The sequence below is a fragment of the Rhizobium binae genome, from assembly GCF_017357225.1.
Classification (GTDB): Bacteria; Pseudomonadota; Alphaproteobacteria; order Rhizobiales; family Rhizobiaceae; genus Rhizobium; species Rhizobium binae.
The window spans coordinates 1,867,941-1,885,556 of the sequence record NZ_CP071604.1; the positions used below are offsets into that span (position 1 = coordinate 1,867,941).

At 59.3% G+C, this 17,616-nt stretch carries 14 protein-coding genes, 1 tRNA gene and 2 pseudogenes; 10 read left to right on the top strand and 7 right to left on the bottom strand.

Annotated elements, in window-relative coordinates:
• Positions 1–10: 10 nt before the first annotated feature.
• The 4 genes from J2J99_RS09065 to J2J99_RS09080 form a co-directional block, all read right to left on the bottom strand.
• Positions 11–3,823, bottom strand: a complete 3,813-nt coding sequence (locus tag J2J99_RS09065) for a vitamin B12-dependent ribonucleotide reductase (RefSeq protein WP_168294935.1) — start codon at positions 3,821–3,823, stop codon at positions 11–13.
• 625 nt (positions 3,824–4,448) lie between these two features.
• Positions 4,449–4,943, bottom strand: coding sequence for a xanthine phosphoribosyltransferase (gene gpt, locus J2J99_RS09070; RefSeq protein WP_010025058.1), 495 nt, complete (start codon positions 4,941–4,943; stop codon positions 4,449–4,451).
• A 200-nt stretch (positions 4,944–5,143) separates the two neighbouring features.
• Positions 5,144–5,986 (bottom strand): universal stress protein, encoded by an 843-nt coding sequence (locus J2J99_RS09075; RefSeq protein WP_168294934.1) that lies wholly within the window; start codon positions 5,984–5,986, stop codon positions 5,144–5,146.
• A gap of 105 nt (positions 5,987–6,091) precedes the next feature.
• Positions 6,092–6,868, bottom strand: a complete 777-nt coding sequence (locus J2J99_RS09080; RefSeq protein ID WP_168294933.1) for a competence/damage-inducible protein A — start codon at positions 6,866–6,868, stop codon at positions 6,092–6,094.
• Positions 6,869–7,129: 261 nt separating this feature from the next.
• On the opposite strand from J2J99_RS09080, the gene wrbA reads away from it, so the two are divergent.
• Positions 7,130–7,726, top strand: coding sequence for an NAD(P)H:quinone oxidoreductase type IV (wrbA, locus tag J2J99_RS09085; RefSeq protein WP_168294932.1), 597 nt, complete (start codon positions 7,130–7,132; stop codon positions 7,724–7,726).
• 181 nt (positions 7,727–7,907) lie between these two features.
• On the opposite strand, the gene J2J99_RS09090 is transcribed toward wrbA, so the two are convergent.
• Both J2J99_RS09090 and J2J99_RS09095 read right to left on the bottom strand, forming a co-directional pair.
• Entirely contained in the window at positions 7,908–8,126 is a 219-nt protein-coding gene (locus J2J99_RS09090) for a hypothetical protein (RefSeq protein WP_168294931.1), read from the bottom strand.
• A gap of 24 nt (positions 8,127–8,150) precedes the next feature.
• Entirely contained in the window at positions 8,151–10,079 is a 1,929-nt protein-coding gene (locus J2J99_RS09095) for a hypothetical protein (RefSeq protein WP_168294930.1), read from the bottom strand.
• Positions 10,080–10,268: 189 nt separating this feature from the next.
• Between J2J99_RS09095 and J2J99_RS34680 the strand changes: the two are divergent.
• The 5 genes and pseudogenes from J2J99_RS34680 to J2J99_RS34460 form a co-directional block, all read left to right on the top strand.
• A pseudogene (locus J2J99_RS34680) lies at positions 10,269–10,400 on the top strand (YcaO-like family protein); the annotation flags it as partial.
• A gap of 101 nt (positions 10,401–10,501) precedes the next feature.
• A pseudogene (locus tag J2J99_RS33915) lies at positions 10,502–10,754 on the top strand (NADPH-dependent FMN reductase family protein); the annotation flags it as partial.
• 221 nt (positions 10,755–10,975) lie between these two features.
• A tRNA-Leu gene (locus J2J99_RS09105) sits at positions 10,976–11,061 on the top strand.
• Between the two features lie 299 nt (positions 11,062–11,360).
• A complete protein-coding gene (locus J2J99_RS09110) occupies positions 11,361–13,355 on the top strand; it encodes a hypothetical protein (protein WP_168294928.1) in 1,995 nt (664 codons plus the stop codon).
• A gap of 206 nt (positions 13,356–13,561) precedes the next feature.
• Positions 13,562–13,693 carry a hypothetical protein gene (locus tag J2J99_RS34460; RefSeq protein WP_259664534.1) on the top strand — a complete coding sequence of 44 codons (132 nt, stop codon included), beginning with the start codon at positions 13,562–13,564 and terminating at the stop codon, positions 13,691–13,693.
• 107 nt (positions 13,694–13,800) lie between these two features.
• Here the strand turns inward: J2J99_RS34460 and J2J99_RS09115 are convergent, their stop codons facing one another.
• Entirely contained in the window at positions 13,801–14,175 is a 375-nt protein-coding gene (locus J2J99_RS09115) for a VanZ family protein (RefSeq protein ID WP_168294927.1), read from the bottom strand.
• Between J2J99_RS09115 and J2J99_RS09120 the strand changes: the two genes are divergently transcribed.
• From J2J99_RS09120 to J2J99_RS09135, 4 genes are all read left to right on the top strand, one after another.
• The gene (locus J2J99_RS09120) at positions 14,162–14,377 is read left to right on the top strand and encodes a hypothetical protein (protein ID WP_168294926.1); all 216 of its coding nucleotides are present in this window, start codon (positions 14,162–14,164) and stop codon (positions 14,375–14,377) included. The genes J2J99_RS09115 and J2J99_RS09120 overlap by 14 nt on opposite strands.
• Positions 14,378–14,392: 15 nt before the next feature.
• Complete coding sequence (gene ilvA, locus J2J99_RS09125) at positions 14,393–15,643, top strand: threonine ammonia-lyase (RefSeq protein WP_168294925.1); 1,251 nt, start codon at positions 14,393–14,395, stop codon at positions 15,641–15,643.
• Positions 15,644–15,680: 37 nt separating this feature from the next.
• A complete protein-coding gene (locus J2J99_RS09130) occupies positions 15,681–16,004 on the top strand; it encodes an HlyU family transcriptional regulator (protein ID WP_168294924.1) in 324 nt (107 codons plus the stop codon).
• A 241-nt stretch (positions 16,005–16,245) separates the two neighbouring features.
• The gene (locus J2J99_RS09135; protein WP_207600960.1) at positions 16,246–17,517 is read left to right on the top strand and encodes a GGDEF domain-containing protein; all 1,272 of its coding nucleotides are present in this window, start codon (positions 16,246–16,248) and stop codon (positions 17,515–17,517) included.
• The last annotated feature ends 99 nt before the right edge of the window (positions 17,518–17,616 follow it).

A 17,616-nucleotide genomic window follows, 5' to 3' on the forward strand; every position in this document is an offset into this window, starting at 1 on the left:
CGCAAGCCGCTCAGCTGCACCCGCTCGTCGCACCGCACGTGTCGCACTTCTCGCAGGTGCCGTTCCGCACCATCGTGAAGTTCTGGCATTCCGAGCACATGTTGCCGGTATAGCCCTGCATGATCGAGCGCTGGCGGCGTTCGGCTTCCACCTTCTTGGCTTCGGTCTTGGCCGTTGCCGCATCGGCTGCCGCCTTGTCGGAGAAGAGGGCAGTGGCGTCGCTGGTGATTTCTTCCATCACCTCTTCGGCGATCTCTTCCGCCAATTCCTTGGCGCGCTCCTCGTAATCGCGCTTGAAGGCGACGATTTCGGAGGTGGAGATGGCCGCGGTCGGCTCCAGCTTGCGGGCCGCAGAACCTGCAAAGGCGGTCACGGTGCCGGTGGAAGCGGCGCGGGCAGGGGCGGCGGTGGCCGCACCCTTGGGTTCGCCCGCCTGGCGTTCGCCGCCGGTGCCGGGAACCAGCGTCGGCTTGTAGCCGCGGGTCCAGCCAGTGGAGAGCAGGTTGGTCTTGCCTTCCTGGATGCCCTTGCCGAGTGCGGTGTTGGAGAAATCAGACGTATCGACATGGGCAAGGTCATGACGGCCGAGATAGGAGACGGCAAGCTCGCGGAACACGTAGTCGAGGATCGAGGTAGCGTTCTTGATCGCGTCGTTGCCGATGACCATGCCGGCCGGCTCGAACTTGGTAAAGGTGAAGGCCTCGACATATTCCTCGAGCGGCACGCCATATTGCAGGCCGAGCGAGATGGCGATAGCGAAATTGTTCATCATCGCCCGGAAGGCAGCCCCTTCCTTGTGCATGTCGATGAAGATCTCGCCGAGGCGGCCGTCACCGAATTCGCCGGTTCTGAGATAAACCTTGTGTCCGCCGACGGCGGCCTTTTGGGTGTAACCCTGGCGGCGGTTCGGCAGCTTCTCGCGTTCGCGCGAAACTCGTTCGATCACCCGCTCGATGATCTTCTCGGTGATGGTGACGGCCTGCGCGGCGACCGGCGCCTGCAGCAGTTCTTCCAGCGCATCCTCGTCGTCCCCGTCCTCGATCAGCGAGGCGTTGAGCGGCTGCGACAGCTTGGAGCCGTCGCGATAGAGCGCGTTGGCCTTCAGGCCGAGCTTCCATGAGAGCATATAGGCGTTCTTGCAATCCTCGACGGTCGCCTCGTTCGGCATGTTGATCGTCTTGGAGATCGCGCCAGAGATGAAGGGCTGGGCAGCCGCCATCATGCGGATATGGCTTTCCACCGAGAGATAGCGCCTGCCAATCTTGCCGCAAGGATTCGCGCAATCGAAAACCGGCAGATGCTCGGCCTTGAGGAAGGGCGCGCCTTCCAACGTCATCGCGCCGCAGACATGGATGTTGGCCGCTTCGATGTCCTTCTTCGAGAAGCCCATATGGTCGAGCAGGTTGAAGCTCATGTCGGATAGCTGCTCGTCGGAAACCTTCAGCGTCTCCTTCAGGAAGTCGGCGCCGAGCGTCCACTGGTTGAAGACGAACTTGATGTCGAAGGCGCTCTTCAGCGCGGCGTTGACGGCTTCCACCTTCTCGTCGGTCAGGCCCTTGGCCTTCAGCGTCGACGGATTGATCGCCGGCGCCTGGTTCAGGTTGCCGTGACCGACGGCATAGGCCTCGATCTCGGCGATCTGGCTTTCCGAATAGCCGAGCGTGCGCAGCGCTTCCGGCACGGCGCGGTTGATGATCTTGAAGTAGCCGCCGCCGGCCAGCTTCTTGAACTTGACGAGGGCGAAGTCGGGCTCGATGCCCGTCGTGTCGCAATCCATGACGAGGCCGATCGTGCCGGTGGGCGCGATGACCGAGACCTGGGCATTGCGGTAGCCATGCTTTTCGCCGAGCTCGAGCGCCTTGTCCCAGGCCGATTTGGCATGGACAGCGAGATCCTGGTCGGGGTTTTCCGAATGGATCAGCGCGACCGGATGGATCGACAGCGCCTCATAGCCGGAGGTTTCACCGTAAGCGGCGCGGCGATGGTTGCGGATGACCCGCAGCATGCTCTCGCGGTTCGGCGCGAAGTTCGGGAACGGGCCGAGTTCGCCGGCGATCTCGGCCGAAGTCGCATAGCAGATGCCGGTCATGATCGCCGTCAGCGAACCGGCGATGGCGCGGGCCTCAGTGGAGTCGTAGGGAATGCCCGACGACATCAGCAGGCCGCCGATATTGGCGTAGCCGAGGCCGAGCGTGCGGTATTCGTAGGAGAGTTCGGCAATGCGCTTCGACGGGAACTGCGCCATCATCACCGAGATTTCGAGCACGACTGTCCACAGGCGAACCGCATGTTCGTAATCGCCGATATTGATGCGCTTGGTGGCCTTGTCCTTGAACTGCAAGAGGTTCAGCGAGGCGAGGTTGCAGGCCGTGTCGTCGAGGAACATGTATTCCGAGCACGGGTTAGAGCCGCGAATCGGGCCGCCGGCCGGCGACGTGTGCCAGTCGTTCATCGTCGTGTTGAAGTGGATGCCCGGATCGGCAGACGCCCAGGCGGCATAGGAAATCGTTTCCCAGAGGTCGCGCGCCTTCAGCGTCTTCATTACCCGGCCGTCCTTGCGGGCGGTCAGCTTCCATTCGCCGTCATTCTCGACGGCGCGCAGGAAATCGTCCTTGATCGAGACGGAGTTGTTGGAATTCTGGCCGGAGACCGTGAGATAGGCTTCCGAATCCCAATCGGTGTCGTAGGTCTTGAATTCGAGATCCTTATAGCCCTGGCGGGCGAACTGGATGACGCGCTGGACGTAGTTTTCCGGAACCTGATCCTTCTTGGCAGCGCGGATCTCGCGCTTCAGGGCAGGGTTCTTGGCCGGATCGAAGCAATCGCCATTGTCGCCTTCGCAATTGAAGCAGGCCTTCATGATCGCCTTCAGGTGCCTGGCGACGATCTTCGAGCCGGTGACCAGAGCTGCAACCTTCTGCTCTTCCTTGACCTTCCAGTTGATGTATTCCTCGATATCGGGATGGTCGATATCGACGACCACCATCTTGGCGGCGCGGCGCGTCGTGCCGCCCGACTTGATGGCGCCGGCGGCCCGGTCGCCGATCTTCAGGAAGCTCATCAGGCCGGAGGAGCGGCCGCCGCCGGAAAGCTTTTCGCCTTCGCCGCGCAGCATGGAGAAGTTGGAGCCGGTGCCGGAGCCGTATTTGAACAGGCGCGCCTCACGCACCCACAGATCCATGATCCCGCCTTCGTTGACGAGATCGTCCTCGACCGACTGGATGAAGCAGGCGTGCGGCTGCGGGTGTTCGTAGGCAGACTTGGATTTGGTCAGCTTGCCGGTGAAGGGGTCGACGTAGAAATGGCCCTGGCCGGGACCGTCGATGCCATAGGCCCAGTGCAGGCCGGTGTTGAACCACTGCGGCGAGTTCGGCGCGACGCGCTGGGTGGCGAGCATATAGGCAAGCTCGTCCTTGAAGGCGGCAGCATCTTCTTCCGAAGAGAAATAGCCGCCCTTCCAGCCCCAATAGGTCCAGGTGCCGGCGAGACGGTCGAAGACCTGGCGCGCATCGATTTCGGAGCCGGTCTGTTCGTCTTTCGGCAGGTTCTTCAGCGCGGCATCGTCTGGAACGGAGCGCCACAGGAAGGACGGAACGTCGTTTTCCTCGACCTTCTTCAGGCGGGTGGGAACGCCGGCCTTGCGGAAATACTTCTGCGCCAGAACGTCGGTGGCGACCTGCGAGAACTGCGCGGGAACGTCGATATTCTCGAGGCGGAAGACGATCGACCCATCCGGGTTCTTGATCTCGCTGGTCGCCTTGCGGAATTCAATATCCGCATAGGCGCCTTGGCCGGCCTTCGTGAAACGACGTTCGATGCGCATAGTCTTGACCTCGCGTTGGCGCCTGTCCCCAGGGCGCAAATTTCCTATCCGGCGGCACATTGTCGTCGTGCAGCCAGTCTCGTTTCCGTATCGTGACAGGGGTGTCATCCGGAGATGTCCTTCCTGTATCTTGTGGTGATGGTGGCTGCAAACGCTAAATATAGTATTAACAGCTTATTATCGCCAGTCCTGATGTCACTTTTTTTGGAGGCAGAAAACCGCGCAGAGTTCCCTGCGGGCCAGAACCGGTGCCGGCGCAATGCCCCCAATCTGCGTCTTGTTTTTCAAAGGGAACCGGGCTCGTTACCTCCGGTCCTGTCGCCGCCGCAACATCAGGAACAGTAAAGTTTGAAACGGCTGATTCCGTCAAGGGCTGGTTTTTAATTGAATGGTAACCACAACATCTTGTGGATGCGCCTGTGGAGATTGGGGAAAGCCGGGGAGCGCTGAAAATACAATGACTTGCGGGCGTTCCCGGCTAAGGAAAATGCCGCAGGGGCAAAAAAGTGTCCCGCGGCAAATCTTGTGATGGCATTTCCAGCGCAAATGCGCATGCCGATTCGCAGGCGAAATCAGCGCTGTTGAAGTGCGCCGACGATGAGCGGCGCACCTTCGATTGTCGCGATCAGCGCGCGCCCTTGGCAATCGGCTCCTGGTAGGTGAAGCCCATATCCCAAGGGAAGTAGATCCAGGTGTCCTGGCTCACCTCGGTGATGAAGGTGTCCACGGTCGGCACGCCCTTCGGCTTGGCATAGACGCAGGCAAAATGCGCCTTGGGCAGCATGGTGCGCACCTGCGCGGCGGTCTTGCCGGTATCGGTGAGATCGTCGACGACAAGCACGCCTTCACCGCCGTTTTCCGCAAGCTCGGGCGCAATTCCCTTGAGCAGCACCATGTCGCCCTGGTTCACATAATCATGATAGGAGGCGATGCAGACGGTTTCGATCAGGCGGATGTTCAGTTCGCGCGAGATGATCGCGGCCGGAACGAGGCCGCCACGGGTGATGCAGACGATCGCCTTGAACGTCTGGTCGAGGCCGGCAAGCCGCCAGGCAAGCGCGCGCGCATCGCGGTGGAACTGATCCCAGGAAACGGGAAAGGCTTTATCGGGAAGGGACATCGGGCTGCTCCGCGGCATGATAAAGATGACACGCCGTTTGCCGGCGACCGGACGGGCTTGCAGCGGCGATCGGCAAAACAGGAAATCGCGCGAGCCGGAACTGCGCGAAATCGGCCGAGGCTCGAAGCCCTCATCGGTCGCTGCAATTAGCGGGATTTGCCGGCAAAAGGCAAGAGCGGCCAACTATTCCGGCAAGAGGCTCAACGCGACAGCAGCGTCAGCGCCGTCATCGATTGCAGCAAACTCCTCGTCGTGCCGCCGAAGATCAATTCCCAGAGCCAGGAATGGGTATAGGCGCCCATCACGAGAAGATCGATGCTGTCGTCGGAAAGCCGGTTCTCGATGACATGCGAGGTGTTCTTATCAACGCTTCGGGCGGTCGAAAGCGTCGTCTTCACGCCGTGGCGGGCCAGTGTCGCGGCGATCTCGGCGCCTGCGGTCAGCGGCGATTGCAGTGCCGTCTCGGCCGGATCGACCGAAAAGATCTCGACCTCCTCGGCCGCTTTCAGGAACGGCATCGCGTCAAAGGTTGCGCGCGCCGCCTCCTTCGAACCGTTCCACGCGATCAGCACGCGCTTGATCGGCTTCGGCTGGCGGATGATATAGGGGATCATCAGCACCGGCCGCCCGGTTTCGAAGAGGAAGTCCCCGACGTCGACATGGCTGTCGGAGGGGTTGGCCGGGTCGGCCTGCGAAGCGATCAGGAGATCGGCGCTGCGGGCGCTGTCGATTAGCGGCGCCGAGCCGTAGCCGGTCGATGTGGCAAAGCTGCGCCATTCGGAGGAGGCGCCGGCGGCCTGCGCTTTGGCGCGGAATATTCCTTCGACGGCGGTCGTTTCGGCATGCGCCATGTCTTGCAGCGCCTGCACGGCGACCGGATCGGGGATTTCCATCGGCGCCACCAGCGGCATGGCGGAGATGTTCTCGGCATGAAGTCCGATGACATGAGCACCACTTTCGGCGGCAATGGCAAAGGCGAAATCGGCAACGGTGGCGCTATTGTCTCTCGTATCGATAATGGCGAGAATGGTTTTGTAAGACATATCAATTCTCCTTGCGCTGAAATGGCTGGCGCGAGCGAAGGAATGCACCGGACCCTTCTCCTGTTCCTTGACTGATATCAAGGATGGCCAGTTCCCGTGCTGTCCTCAAGCCTCGGCGGAATGATTTTTGACGACCTCCTTTCTCCGGCGGATCGCGTCGATCATCGCATGCACCTCGGCGCCGGCCGCATCGATCACCGCCTGCGCGCGGCCGCGCACGACGATCTCGGTCGAAAATTTCTGGCCGATATAACGCGGGTAGGAACCGATGCTGGTGTCCGGATGGGCTTTCTGAATTGCGGCAAGCGGCGTGCCGATGTCGCCTTCGCCGTAAGGGCAGGCGATGGCGAGCGAGAGCACCGGCGTGCCGGTTCGAAGCGTCGGCAGCACATTGTCGACCATCGCCTGGAAGACCTGCGGCACGCCGGCCATGACATAGACGTTGCCGATGATGAAGCCCGGCGCGGTCGAGACCGGATTGGCGATATGGGCAGCCCCGCGCGGCATGCGCGCCATCCGCTGGCGCGCCTCGGTGAATTCCATTTCGCGGCGACGGTACATCTCGGCAAGCAGCGTCATCGCCGCCTCATCATATTCGCAGGGCAGGCCGAACGCCTTGGAGATCGCATCGGCGGTGATGTCGTCATGCGTCGGCCCGATGCCGCCCGAGGTGAAGACATAGTCATATCGGGCGCGAAGCGCGTTCAGCGCTTCGACGATCGCCTCCTCGTCGTCGGCGACGATGCGCACCTCCTTGAGATCGATGCCGGAAAGGGTAAGGAGCTCGGCGAGGTGACCGATATTCTTGTCCTTGGTGCGACCGGAAAGCAGCTCGTCGCCGATGGCGAGCATGGCGGCGGTGACGACGGTGTCATGGCTCATTGGGTGTTCCGTGATGTGAAGCTGGTCAATAGGTAGCGCCCTGCGGCGGTATTGCAAACACTCGAAGACGAAGTGGAAAAGTGTAAGCGGTTTTTTGAAACGACCGATACGTCACGTTCGGCGATATCAAAACCGCAAGTGAATTTTCGTCTACAGGTGTTGAACACTGAGTTCTTCGCCGTTGGGCTGCGTCCGGCCGTTGGGGCTGGTAGAAGTCCACCGGTCACGAAATTCACCCACTGTTCCCAAGGAGAATAGAAGATGGCGAAAGTTCTCGTTCTTTATTACTCGGCTTACGGCCATATCGAAACCATGGCCTATGCCGTCGCCGAAGGCGCGGAATCGGCCGGCGCCGACGTCACCGTCAAGCGCGTTCCGGAATTGGTTCCGGAAGACGTCGCCAAGGCATCCCATTACAAGGTCGATCAGGCCGCCCCGATCGCCACCGTCGACGAACTGGCGGATTATGACGCGATCATCGTCGGCGCCGGCACCCGCTTCGGCACGGTCGCCTCGCAGATGCGCAATTTCTGGGATCAGACGGGCGGCCTCTGGTTCGCCGGCAAGCTGGTCGGCAAGATCGGTTCGGTCTTCACCTCTTCGGCAACCCAGCACGGCGGCCAGGAATCGACCATCCTCGGCTTCATCCCTACCTTCTTGCACCAGGGCATGGTCGTTGCCGGCCTGCCTTACGCCTTCCAGGGCCAGATGGGCACCGAGGAAGTCAAGGGCGGCTCGCCCTACGGCGCGTCAACCATCACCAACGGCGACGGCTCGCGCCAGCCTTCCGAGATCGAACTGGAAGGCGCGAAATACCAGGGCGCTCACATCGCCAAGCTTGCTGCCAAGCTTGCCTGATCTTTGATGTCGGAACGAAAGAGGCGTGGTGGGTGCGAACCCACCGCGTCTTTTTGTTATCCCTGAGGAACTGGCGGCCCAATGGCGTGACAACGGCCTTTACGGCGCCTGTTTGGTGCAGGGACCGCGAGCGGTAATCTCAGCCGCTGTCCAGCGCGGCGCCTCTAAAGTCTATGCGCGTTTAGCCATCATAGTGGCCCGAAAGGGCGGCCTCGGCAGACTTAACAACCACAGCTATATTCACGCCCTTCGTCAAAATTGTCCCGGTCGAGCGAAGATCGGTCACCACTTTCAGATCGCCCGATTTGGGCTCCGGGAGAGGAACAACAGTGCCGTTGTCCAGATCAGCGATCCAGAGCCCGTCCCGACCTTCAATGCTAATAACAACAACGGTAGTCATATTTTTTCCTCCAACGATTGATGTTTAAAATCCAGCTTTCTTCAGGCCTTCACGATAAAGATCTTTATGCCATTGTTCTTTACTTGGAACCGCAGACAACCATTTGTCCACATCGAAGTCCGGGTTGCCTTCGCGAAACCTCCTGACGAAAACCCGAGCTTTGTCCTGACGGCCCAACATCGCCCAGCTCGCGGCTGATAGCCTGTCCGCCAGACTCGGATCGGCCATTTGCCCAATGTAATCCAGGGAATCTTCAAAATCCCCGAGGGCGAAATTTGCTCCCGCCGCGGTCCAAAAATAGGTGTCGGGAGCAAGCGGGTTCAACTCGATGGCTCGCTCGATCTTTCGCAAGGCCATGGCGGGGAGCGAGCAATGAACCAACGTGTCTGCGTAGTCGGCTATCACGTCGGCGTAATGTGGAGCAAGGCTCTCCGCCACTTCCATCGCCTCGGCGCTTTCGTCAAATGCGCCCTGCAACAGTTTGGCGACCCCGAACTCGCGATACCCGTCGGCGAAGTCCGAACGCGTCGCGGTGGCCTGCCTTGCCAAAGTCTCCGCCGTTTGCAAAAGCTCGATATCACCTCGGGCGGTCAGCAACCATTCCTTCGAGTAGGTCCGCGCCATCGAACTCAGCGCGGGTGCAAAATCAGGGCTGACGCCGAGGGCGGCTTTCATTTCTTTACGCGCACGCCGCAGGTTCGGAAGCGTCAACCGCGTCAGATGCCGCCTGCCGACAAGATAGTGATGATAAGCGACTGGGTTCAGATCTTCGCGCAACGCCTCGTGGCGTTCAATTTCACTACACACGGAAAGCGCGATCCGTCGGGCGACGGTTCTCCGGTCTTTGACCAGAGCCATTTGGTCGATGTTGAATCTTTCCGCCCAAACAATTTGATTTTGGTCGAAAAAGATCAGTTGGGCGAACAGGGTGACTTCATCGCCCGTATTGCTGATCCGGGTGTCGAGGATATAATTGACGCAATGCCTTTCAAAGAAGGCCTTCTGCGTCTCCAGCTGGTGGCCGATTTGAACCGCCGAATACGGCGCTATGACCTCTAGGCTGTTGAAGGCGCAAAATCCGATTGTGATATCTTCGATCAAAGACGCGGCTAGAAAACCGGCTTGGGGTCGGACTGATTGATTCTTGGGCGGAAGCAGCACCAGGCGGGGAATTGCAATCCGGATATCTTGGGGTTCAAGGACTGCGGCCGCGAGTTTCGGCTGTGAAGACGCTTGTGTCGGGCCGAGCGAATTTCCGCCACCGTCATCGGATCTCGTGCGCGCCGCGATCCCTCGCAAAATCGCATTCCGCCGCTGTTCAAAGTAGGTCCGAAGGGACGCAACTTCCTCTTCCGCCTGGAATATCTCTATGAGCATTTGCAGCGTATTTGGATCCTTCGGCTCCGTCCGAAAGAGAATCACTGCAGCTTTCTTCAGGAGTTCGATTTCCTTCGGCGACTGCGCCAGTCGGGACGCCGTTTTCAACGTATTTCCGAGGAGCGCGATATGGCAATTTTCGCGCTCGGCGAGCCACCGTTGAAACCGGCGGCTATGACTGTGAACCCGCCCCAGAAAAGGCTGGTCCATGAGCTTCACGAGTCGCTTAAGCCGCGAGAACGGTTCAACCCCTTCCTCCGTCTCGGATAACAGAATGTCGGAAGACAGAGACTCCCTATCAAGGGTGACCATGTTACCCTGGGATGAAAGGAAATTAATTCCGAGTTCAATTTGACGGGCCTTCATTCTCGAAATCAACTTACGCAAAGTCGCAAGCGTATCGTCCCTATCGGCGTCGCCCCACAGAAAGCTGACCAATGTTGTTCGATCCGCGGACCCTTCATCGGTTGTAAGCAAATATGCGAGAAGCAACAGGCCTTTCTCGGGAAGCGCTACATCATTCCCGTCTCCGTCAACGAGCTGCAACCTACCGAATGTCTTGAGTACAAAAGCCATTTTGCCCTTTAAGCCACCCACGGCCCGGCGTTTATATGAAGTGCAGTTTGCGTATTCTACCAGCAGAAGCCGCAAACGATGTCCTTGCGCCGGAACTTTGTCCCACTATGCTACGAAATTCAACAAGCTCATACGTGGTAGAGGTTATGCTATGATTTCTAGGCTAACTAACCAGGACAGAGCTGGCGTTTGGGATCACCTTCTTGCTGCGGTTTCAAGACGTTACAATGGGGACGCGGCGCAGGCGCGCATCCGAATCCTGGCCGCGCGGCGATCAAAGCTGTTACCGGGGCAGCGCAATCGAGGCTCACCTACATCAGCGGCGCCAGAGATGACATTCATGCTGAAACCTTTGCGCGTCCGCTTCTCGCTCATCTGCGAGAGTTGCTTTTTATTGAACCGCCCCACGACGCGCATGCCCTGGACACCTCTGGTTCGCCGGCAAGCCTGGTCGGCAAGATCGGTTCGGTCTTCACCTCTTCGGCAACCCAGCACGGCTGCCAGGAATCGACCATCCTCGGCTTCATCCCCACCTTCCTGCACCAGGGCATGGTCGTTGCCGGCCTGCCTTACGCCTCCCAGGGCCAGATGAGCACCGAGGAAGTCAAGGGCGGCTCGCCCTACGGCGCGTCAACCATCACCAACGGCGACGGCTCGCGCCAGACTTCCGAGATCCGGGCGCTCAGATCGCCAAGCTTGCCTCATCTTAATGCCGAAATGATCAAGGGGCGGCAGCCGTGGCTTGCTGCGCCTCTTCCGTTGTCTGCCTGCGCCTTGAGACTTGAGCAGAACAGCTATGGGTGAGCGCCCCTGCCTTGTTCGTGCGATAAGAAGCCTGATATAGGCGATGGCGCGCGGCTCAATATTGAGTCGCGCGTTGCATGGATCCAAAAGCAGGCCGCTTGCCGAAATTGGTAGACGGAAGGCACTTAAAATGCCTCGGGCTACGCCCGTGCGGGTTCGATTCCCGCAGCGGCCACCATCAAATAGATTTGAGGGCCTCAGCCGACACGCTCAACGTCACGGCTTGTAATGACAAGACACTGCCATTGGTACATAACCTCAAGGTTCCGGATTGCAGTCTCACAGTTTACAAGCTATGGCGGTCCAAAAGCGACAATGCGGTTGGGTGGACGTGCAAATCTCCTACAATTTTCAGTGTTACCCTATGTTCAGCCGAATTTCCGCCGCCCGGATACGTTCCAGTCAGGTCGCTCGCGCGCTCGCGTTCATGCAGCCAGTGAAGCGGAGAAGCGCACCAGCCGGGAGTAGCATCAGGCCATGACCGTCCTTGCCGCCTGGCTTGCCGTGGTCGCGATTTTACTCTTCGGCCTCACCCTGCATCGCGCCCTTGTGCTTCGATTGAATCGTGGCGTTAATCCACCCGTTCACGACGGCACGGACCTGCTCTTGAGCGGCGTATTGCCCGGACTTGCTCTCGTCGGTGGGTTGGCAACCGTGTTCGGGGCGATTCATTTGCTGCGCGTGGAGATCGTGTTGCCGGTCGTCGCCATTTTAATGGTCTGGCGCCGGAATGACTTGCTGGGTGTTCTTGTCGACCTGCGCAATTTGGCGATGGTGGGCGTGCGGGCGACTGCCAACGGCGATCCTTTTCCCCTGTTGGCCACTGCCGCATTTGTCGGTCTAGCGTGCATCATATCGATTACGGCGCTTTTCCCGGCGGGATCGGCCGACGTCTGGGCATTTCAAATTCCGCTCGCCCAAAGCATCGTTTCCCACGGCGGCTTTGTGACGCCGCAGATTGATAGTAATTTTTACGGAAACATACCGCTTTTCTTCAACCTGCTTTTCGCCTGCGTCTTGCTGTTCGTGGATCACTGGCTCGCGGCAGGTCTGATTAACGGAGCGATTTTCCTCGGATTCCTGTTGTTGCTGGCAAGTTGCGCACCCCGCTGGCGGGCCGCCGGATTGTTGCTGGTTTTCCTCCTGATCGCGCTCCAGCCGTTTTTCACGCCGGGTGCTGCGGTTCCTTTGACAGATCTTCCGCGATCGTGTTTTTCGGTCGCGGCCGTCCTTTTTCTTTGGCGCTACTTTGAAACCTCGCGACCTTCGGAGCTCGTCTCCTGCGCTTTGGTCCTGGGTGGAGCCGTTGGCGGCAAATATACCGAGCTTCAAATGGTGGGGTTGATCGGCTTGGCGCTGTTGCCTTCGATCTGTCGCGGTAAATTGACATTGTCGCTGTTCCTGACATGCCTTGCCGCCTTTTTGTGCCTTGCAGGCTACTGGTACGCTAAAAACCTTATTGCGCTCGGCAACCCGATCTATCCTTTCGTCTTCGGACATCCAGGACTTTCGGATGAATGGATGGCGCGCTATCGCCTCGACGTGGGACGTCCCTTTGATCCGGCAAACCGAGTTTTCGTCACGGATCTGATGACCCGTCGGGGCTGGCATGACTTTTTCTTCATCCTGCATGATTGGTTTCTGGATCGCAGACGGTACGCGATTGTCGCTCTCATCCTTATTATCGGCGGCCTGATCGTCTCGCCGAGAAGAATATTCGTGCTTGCCGCAATGACCGCCGCGATGTTCGTCATCTGGTATACTGTCATGTTCAACCATATCCGATGGGCGACGCCGGCTTACCTGTTGTATTTTTCGACTGCCTACGTCGGCGCCATCTTGATCGCGGAGAGCATTGCGACGAGCAGAGCCGCTCAGTCCGATGGGCTGATGGCCGAAATATCAGCGCGGCTGCGAACCAGACACAAGGCTATCCAGGGGCATTTGTTCGTATTTGCCGTGGCGCTGATCGCTCTTGTTGTTTTTTGTTTTCCTGCCATCAGATATGTCTCCCGCCCCCATGGGCAACCCTATTCGTGGATGGAGCAGGGAGTGATGGATGTTCTGTTGGGCCGGCAGAAACTTGACGATTTTCTCGGCGCTCAGCGCGAAGGCTACATTCTCTACCGCTACATTGCGGCGAATGATTTGAGGACGGTTTTCCAACCGTTCGATACGGGCAGCACTCTGTATGCAGCGGCCTATAATGGAGGACATGATAAGGGATGGTTGCTGCCGCCTTACAAATTTCCTGAATCTGACGCCGATGTGGATGCCTTTATCACGCGCAACAACATTCGTTACTTCATCCGGGTAACCGAAAAAAAGGAGCTATTGACTGACCGCATAGGCGCAGCCAAGTTCGTGTTGGCCGAGAAGACCATTTCGCGAATGCTGCCGAAGTCGACCTTGTTGCTGAAAGACGGATTTGGATGGGAATTGTATCGGTTCGACGGCTTCCCCGCGCAATAATGGCGACCTTCGCATCCGCATCAGTCCGTTAGCTAGGCGCTCCACGGGCACAGATGCGCCGCTTGCCTCGTCTGCCTTAACTTCATAATTCCATTGAATATGCGTGTATATCGCGCATAAATCGAGCAATCGCTTGACAAGCGCATTTTTAGTGCAAGCATTGCGCCGCGACAGTTGAGTAAGTGTTGTCTTGTGGGAGTAAGACGATGGTTTACGATTGGAGTGGAGCCAAGGTTCGGCGGGTCCGGATCTTCAAGGCCGGTGCAGCGCTTGTGCTGGGAACCGCGATGGCCGCAATACCGCTGCTCTGGTGGGCGATGCAATTGCGCGATTTCTAGAGTGTCCTTAGCGCGTCCGAGCAGACGCGCTAAGGACACCCTACTCACCGCCGAACCGTACCAATTCCGAATTGGGATTTTCGGATTAGGTCTGTTCCGGGTAATAGTCAGCGTTCGGTGAGCGTAACGGGGCTCGACCCCCTGCTTTCGCGCCACCTGTTGATCACCCAGCCGGCCAGCAGGCCGAGCGCGGCCCCCATCGCCTTGACGCCGGCATCATGCAGGCGGGGGTGGCGGGTCGGCGCGAAGTATTGCAGGTATTCGATGGCGGCCGCCCCTGCTATCAGCAGCACGGCCACCAGTTTCCACTGTCTGGGATAGGCGAGCGCGAAGGTGAGGCCGAGGAGCACATAGGCGCCGCCGCGGTCGGTATCGACGGTCGTGACCGTATGCGGTCTCAGCCCCAACGGCGAAACCGTGACAAAGAGGATCAAGGCGAGCAGCAGCCAGGCCAGCGGTTTTGCGAATTTGAAGATCATCATCGCTCCATATAAGTGGCCGGCCTTTGCATTGACAGTTAAAATCAGTTCATCCGCCGCCGATTTTGCGATGGGCTTAAGAAAGCCTTCCCGAGGCCGGGGCCGGCATCAGGATATCGGCGGCTCGGTCAGCGAACCGGAAATGGCCGGAGCGGGCTTTCTTTTGCCAGCCGGCCTGTGCCATAGCGGCGTTGGCTATCATTAGGAATGGACCACGCCCGTGACGAGACTTGATGTCGAAAGCGCCGAGGAGGCAATGCGCAGCCTGTTTCCGGCAACGCCACTGCAGCTCAATGACCATCTCTCCGCCCGCTATGGCGCCGATATCTGGTTGAAGCGCGAGGATCTGTCGCCGGTGCGCTCCTACAAGATCCGCGGCGCCTTCAATTTCTTCCGCAAAGCGATCGGGCAGGGGGCGGCCGGCAAGACCTTCGTCTGCGCTTCGGCCGGCAATCACGCTCAGGGCTTCGCCTATGTCTGCCGCCATTTCGGCGTGCCGGGCGTCGTCTTCATGCCGGTGACGACACCGCAGCAGAAGATCGACAAGACCCGCATGTTCGGCGCCGGATTCATCACCATCCGGCTGATCGGCGATTTCTTCGACCAGTGCTACCAGGCCGCACGTGACCATGTTGAGGCGATCGGCGGCGTCATGGTGCCGCCCTTCGATCACGCCGATATCATCGAGGGGCAGGCGACCGTCGCCGCCGAAATCATGCAGCAATTGCCTGAAGGAACGGTGCCGGATTTGGTCGTGCTGCCGGTCGGCGGCGGCGGCCTTGCCGCCGGCATTACCGGTTACCTCGAAAGCATCGTGCCGAAATCGGCCTTTGTCTTTGCCGAGCCCGCCGGCGCGCCGAGCCTCAGGCGCAGCATCGAGGCCGGCCAGGTGACGACGCTTGCCAAGGTCGACAACTTCGTCGATGGCGCGGCCGTCGCCCGCATCGGCGACCTGAATTTCGCCGCTCTGCGCGATTTCCCGGCAAGCCAAGTGCAGTTGATGCCCGAAAATGCCATCTGCGTCACCATCCAGGAGATGCTGAATGTCGAGGGCGTCGTGCTGGAGCCGGCAGGCGCCCTGTCGCTGACCGCGATCGCCGCGATGGATGCCCATGCGATTCGCGACAAGACCGTCGTTGCGGTCGTTTCCGGCGGCAATTTCGATTTCGAGCGCTTGCCTGACGTAAAGGAAAGAGCCATGCGTTACGCAGGGCTGAAGAAATACTTTATTCTCAGGCTTGCCCAGCGCCCCGGCGCGCTCAGGGATTTCCTAAGTCTGCTCGGCCCCGACGACGATATCGCCCGCTTCGAATATCTGAAGAAATCGGCGCGCAATTTTGGCTCGATCCTCATAGGCATCGAAAGCAAGGCGCCGGAGAATTTCGCCCGGCTGATCGCAAATTTCGAAGCCGCCGGCATGGGTTACGAGGATATTACCGAAAACGAGATCCTCGCCAGTCTGATCATTTGACTTGGCGAGCGCGATGCCGCCGTGTTAGAGACGGATCATGGCTTCCTTCCTTTCAAATCTCTTTTCGATGCTCTCTGGCGGCAAGACCGCTTCGGAGGCGGCAGGTCCTTCCGGCGAGCCGCAGCTTTATGGCGACTGCACGATCTATGCGGAGCCACGCAAGGAAGGCAGCCAATACCGACTGGCCGGCCGTATCGAAAAAAAGGTCGGCGACGAGGTGCTGGTGCGCAATTTCATCCGCGCCGATCTTTTCTCGTCCTCCGACGACGCGATCGAGTGCACAGTGCGCAAGGCGCACCAGATCATCGACCAGCATGGCCCGTCGCTCTTCGGCGACGGCGAGAAGCTTCGCCAGGTCTGAAGGCGCGATCTGTTCCGGCTGAGGCCCCGGACCGAAATTCCTTGCTTTTCAATCGTATGACTTGAGCGGTCAACCCTAATATGAGAACGCGCTCACGCAATCTTAAAGGATTGCGGCGAAAGCTATGGCCTGCAGGATTTGCAGGACGCGCCCTCGTGTGTGACTTTTTCGGACGATCGATCAAAGGATCCGCAGCCGCGATCGCCGCATCCGCGCGGCGCCGGTCTGCAGCCGAGGTGTCGTGATGGAGGCGCTCAACCTCGTTCTCTTCATCGTCGAAGCCATCGCCTATTTCATGCTGATGGTGACGCTTCTGCACTTCCGCCATCGGCTCGGTCTCGGGGTCTTCCTGACAGCGCTCGGCGTCATGCATTTCATGGAGACCTATCTGGCGGCGGTCTTTTACGTCTCGCTGCCGTTCGGGGATGTGTCGCCGGGTTCATCCGTTTTCTTCTCCGGCAAGCTGATGATGATCCTGATGCTGTACCTGTGGGAGGATGCCGCCACGGTGCGCCAACCGATCTACGGCCTGTTCCTCGGCAACCTGCTGACCGTCGGCATCGCCTGGGTGCTGCAAATGCACCAGCCGCTGCAACTATCGTCTAACCATACGCCCGACGTCGATTTTCTGAAGGAGATGGGTTGGCTGATGATCTGGGGCACGGCGCTGCTCTATGTCGATTCGCTCGGCATCATCCTGCTCTACGAAAAACTCGGCGATTTCTTCCGCAAGCGCGTCGTGCTGCGTTTCATGATCTCCGGCTTCGCGCTGCTGACCTTCGACCAGGTCGGCTTCTTCGCGGCGCTGCATTATTTCCTCGATGTGCCGATCGCCGTATTCTGGGGTGGTTGGAAGGCGAAGATGCTTTCCGTCTGCCTCTATGGGGCAATGTTTGCGATCTATGAATATCGTATCCGCCGCCTCGGCGCCGATGCTGCCGCGCGCTCCATCAGTGACGTCTTCGGCGATCTGACATTCCGCGAGCGCTACAATGATCTTCTGGAGCGCACCGGTCGCGACATGCTGACTGGCGTCTATGACCGTACGCGCATGGAGCTGGAAGCGCCGTTGATGTTGCGCGAGGCGCTGCGGCTGGGACTGTCTGCGACCGTTCTCATTATCGACGCCGATCACTTCAAGGACGTCAACGACGGTTACGGTCATCTTCAGGGTGACGCCGTGCTGAAATCGATCGCCGCCCGGCTCGGCACAACGCTGCGTTCCAGCGACCGCATCTTCCGCTTCGGCGGCGAGGAGTTTGTCGCCGTCTGCCCCGGCACGAACCACGAGGAAGGACTGTTGCTTGCCGAGCGTCTGCGTTGGACGATCGCGACCAGCGTCAAGACGCCGGATGGCAGTCCGGTCACCGTCTCTATCGGCGTTGCGACCGCCGACGAGGACGGCACCAGCTTCACCACGGTGCTGTCGGCTGCCGACGGCCGGCTTTACGCGGCAAAGAAGAGCGGCCGCAACTGCGTCGTCGGCCGATCCGGCGTGGTGAAGCTCGATTAAGCCGATCAGTCTCCCGATCAACGCGACAGGTCGGGTGCAGGCGCTTGAAGTGTTGCACGAATCAAAACAATCGGCTTCATGTCCGCCGCCATTCTGAGC

Bases quoted from the DNA above. Each gene is read 5' to 3' on its own strand.
- J2J99_RS09080 (WP_168294933.1), bottom strand. From the start codon at position 6,868: ATGAGCCATGACACCGTCGTCACCGCCGCCATGCTCGCCATCGGCGAC.
- J2J99_RS09095 (WP_168294930.1), bottom strand. From the start codon at position 10,079: ATGGCTTTTGTACTCAAGACATTCGGTAGGTTGCAGCTCGTTGACGGA.
- J2J99_RS09110 (WP_168294928.1), top strand. From the start codon at position 11,361: ATGACCGTCCTTGCCGCCTGGCTTGCCGTGGTCGCGATTTTACTCTTC.
- wrbA (WP_168294932.1), top strand. From the start codon at position 7,130: ATGGCGAAAGTTCTCGTTCTTTATTACTCGGCTTACGGCCATATCGAA.
- gpt (WP_010025058.1), bottom strand. From the start codon at position 4,943: ATGTCCCTTCCCGATAAAGCCTTTCCCGTTTCCTGGGATCAGTTCCAC.
- J2J99_RS09065 (WP_168294935.1), bottom strand. From the start codon at position 3,823: ATGCGCATCGAACGTCGTTTCACGAAGGCCGGCCAAGGCGCCTATGCG.
- J2J99_RS09090 (WP_168294931.1), bottom strand. From the start codon at position 8,126: ATGACTACCGTTGTTGTTATTAGCATTGAAGGTCGGGACGGGCTCTGG.
- J2J99_RS34460 (WP_259664534.1), top strand. From the start codon at position 13,562: ATGGTTTACGATTGGAGTGGAGCCAAGGTTCGGCGGGTCCGGATCTTC.
- J2J99_RS09115 (WP_168294927.1), bottom strand. From the start codon at position 14,175: ATGATGATCTTCAAATTCGCAAAACCGCTGGCCTGGCTGCTGCTCGCC.
- J2J99_RS09075 (WP_168294934.1), bottom strand. From the start codon at position 5,986: ATGTCTTACAAAACCATTCTCGCCATTATCGATACGAGAGACAATAGC.
- J2J99_RS09130 (WP_168294924.1), top strand. From the start codon at position 15,681: ATGGCTTCCTTCCTTTCAAATCTCTTTTCGATGCTCTCTGGCGGCAAG.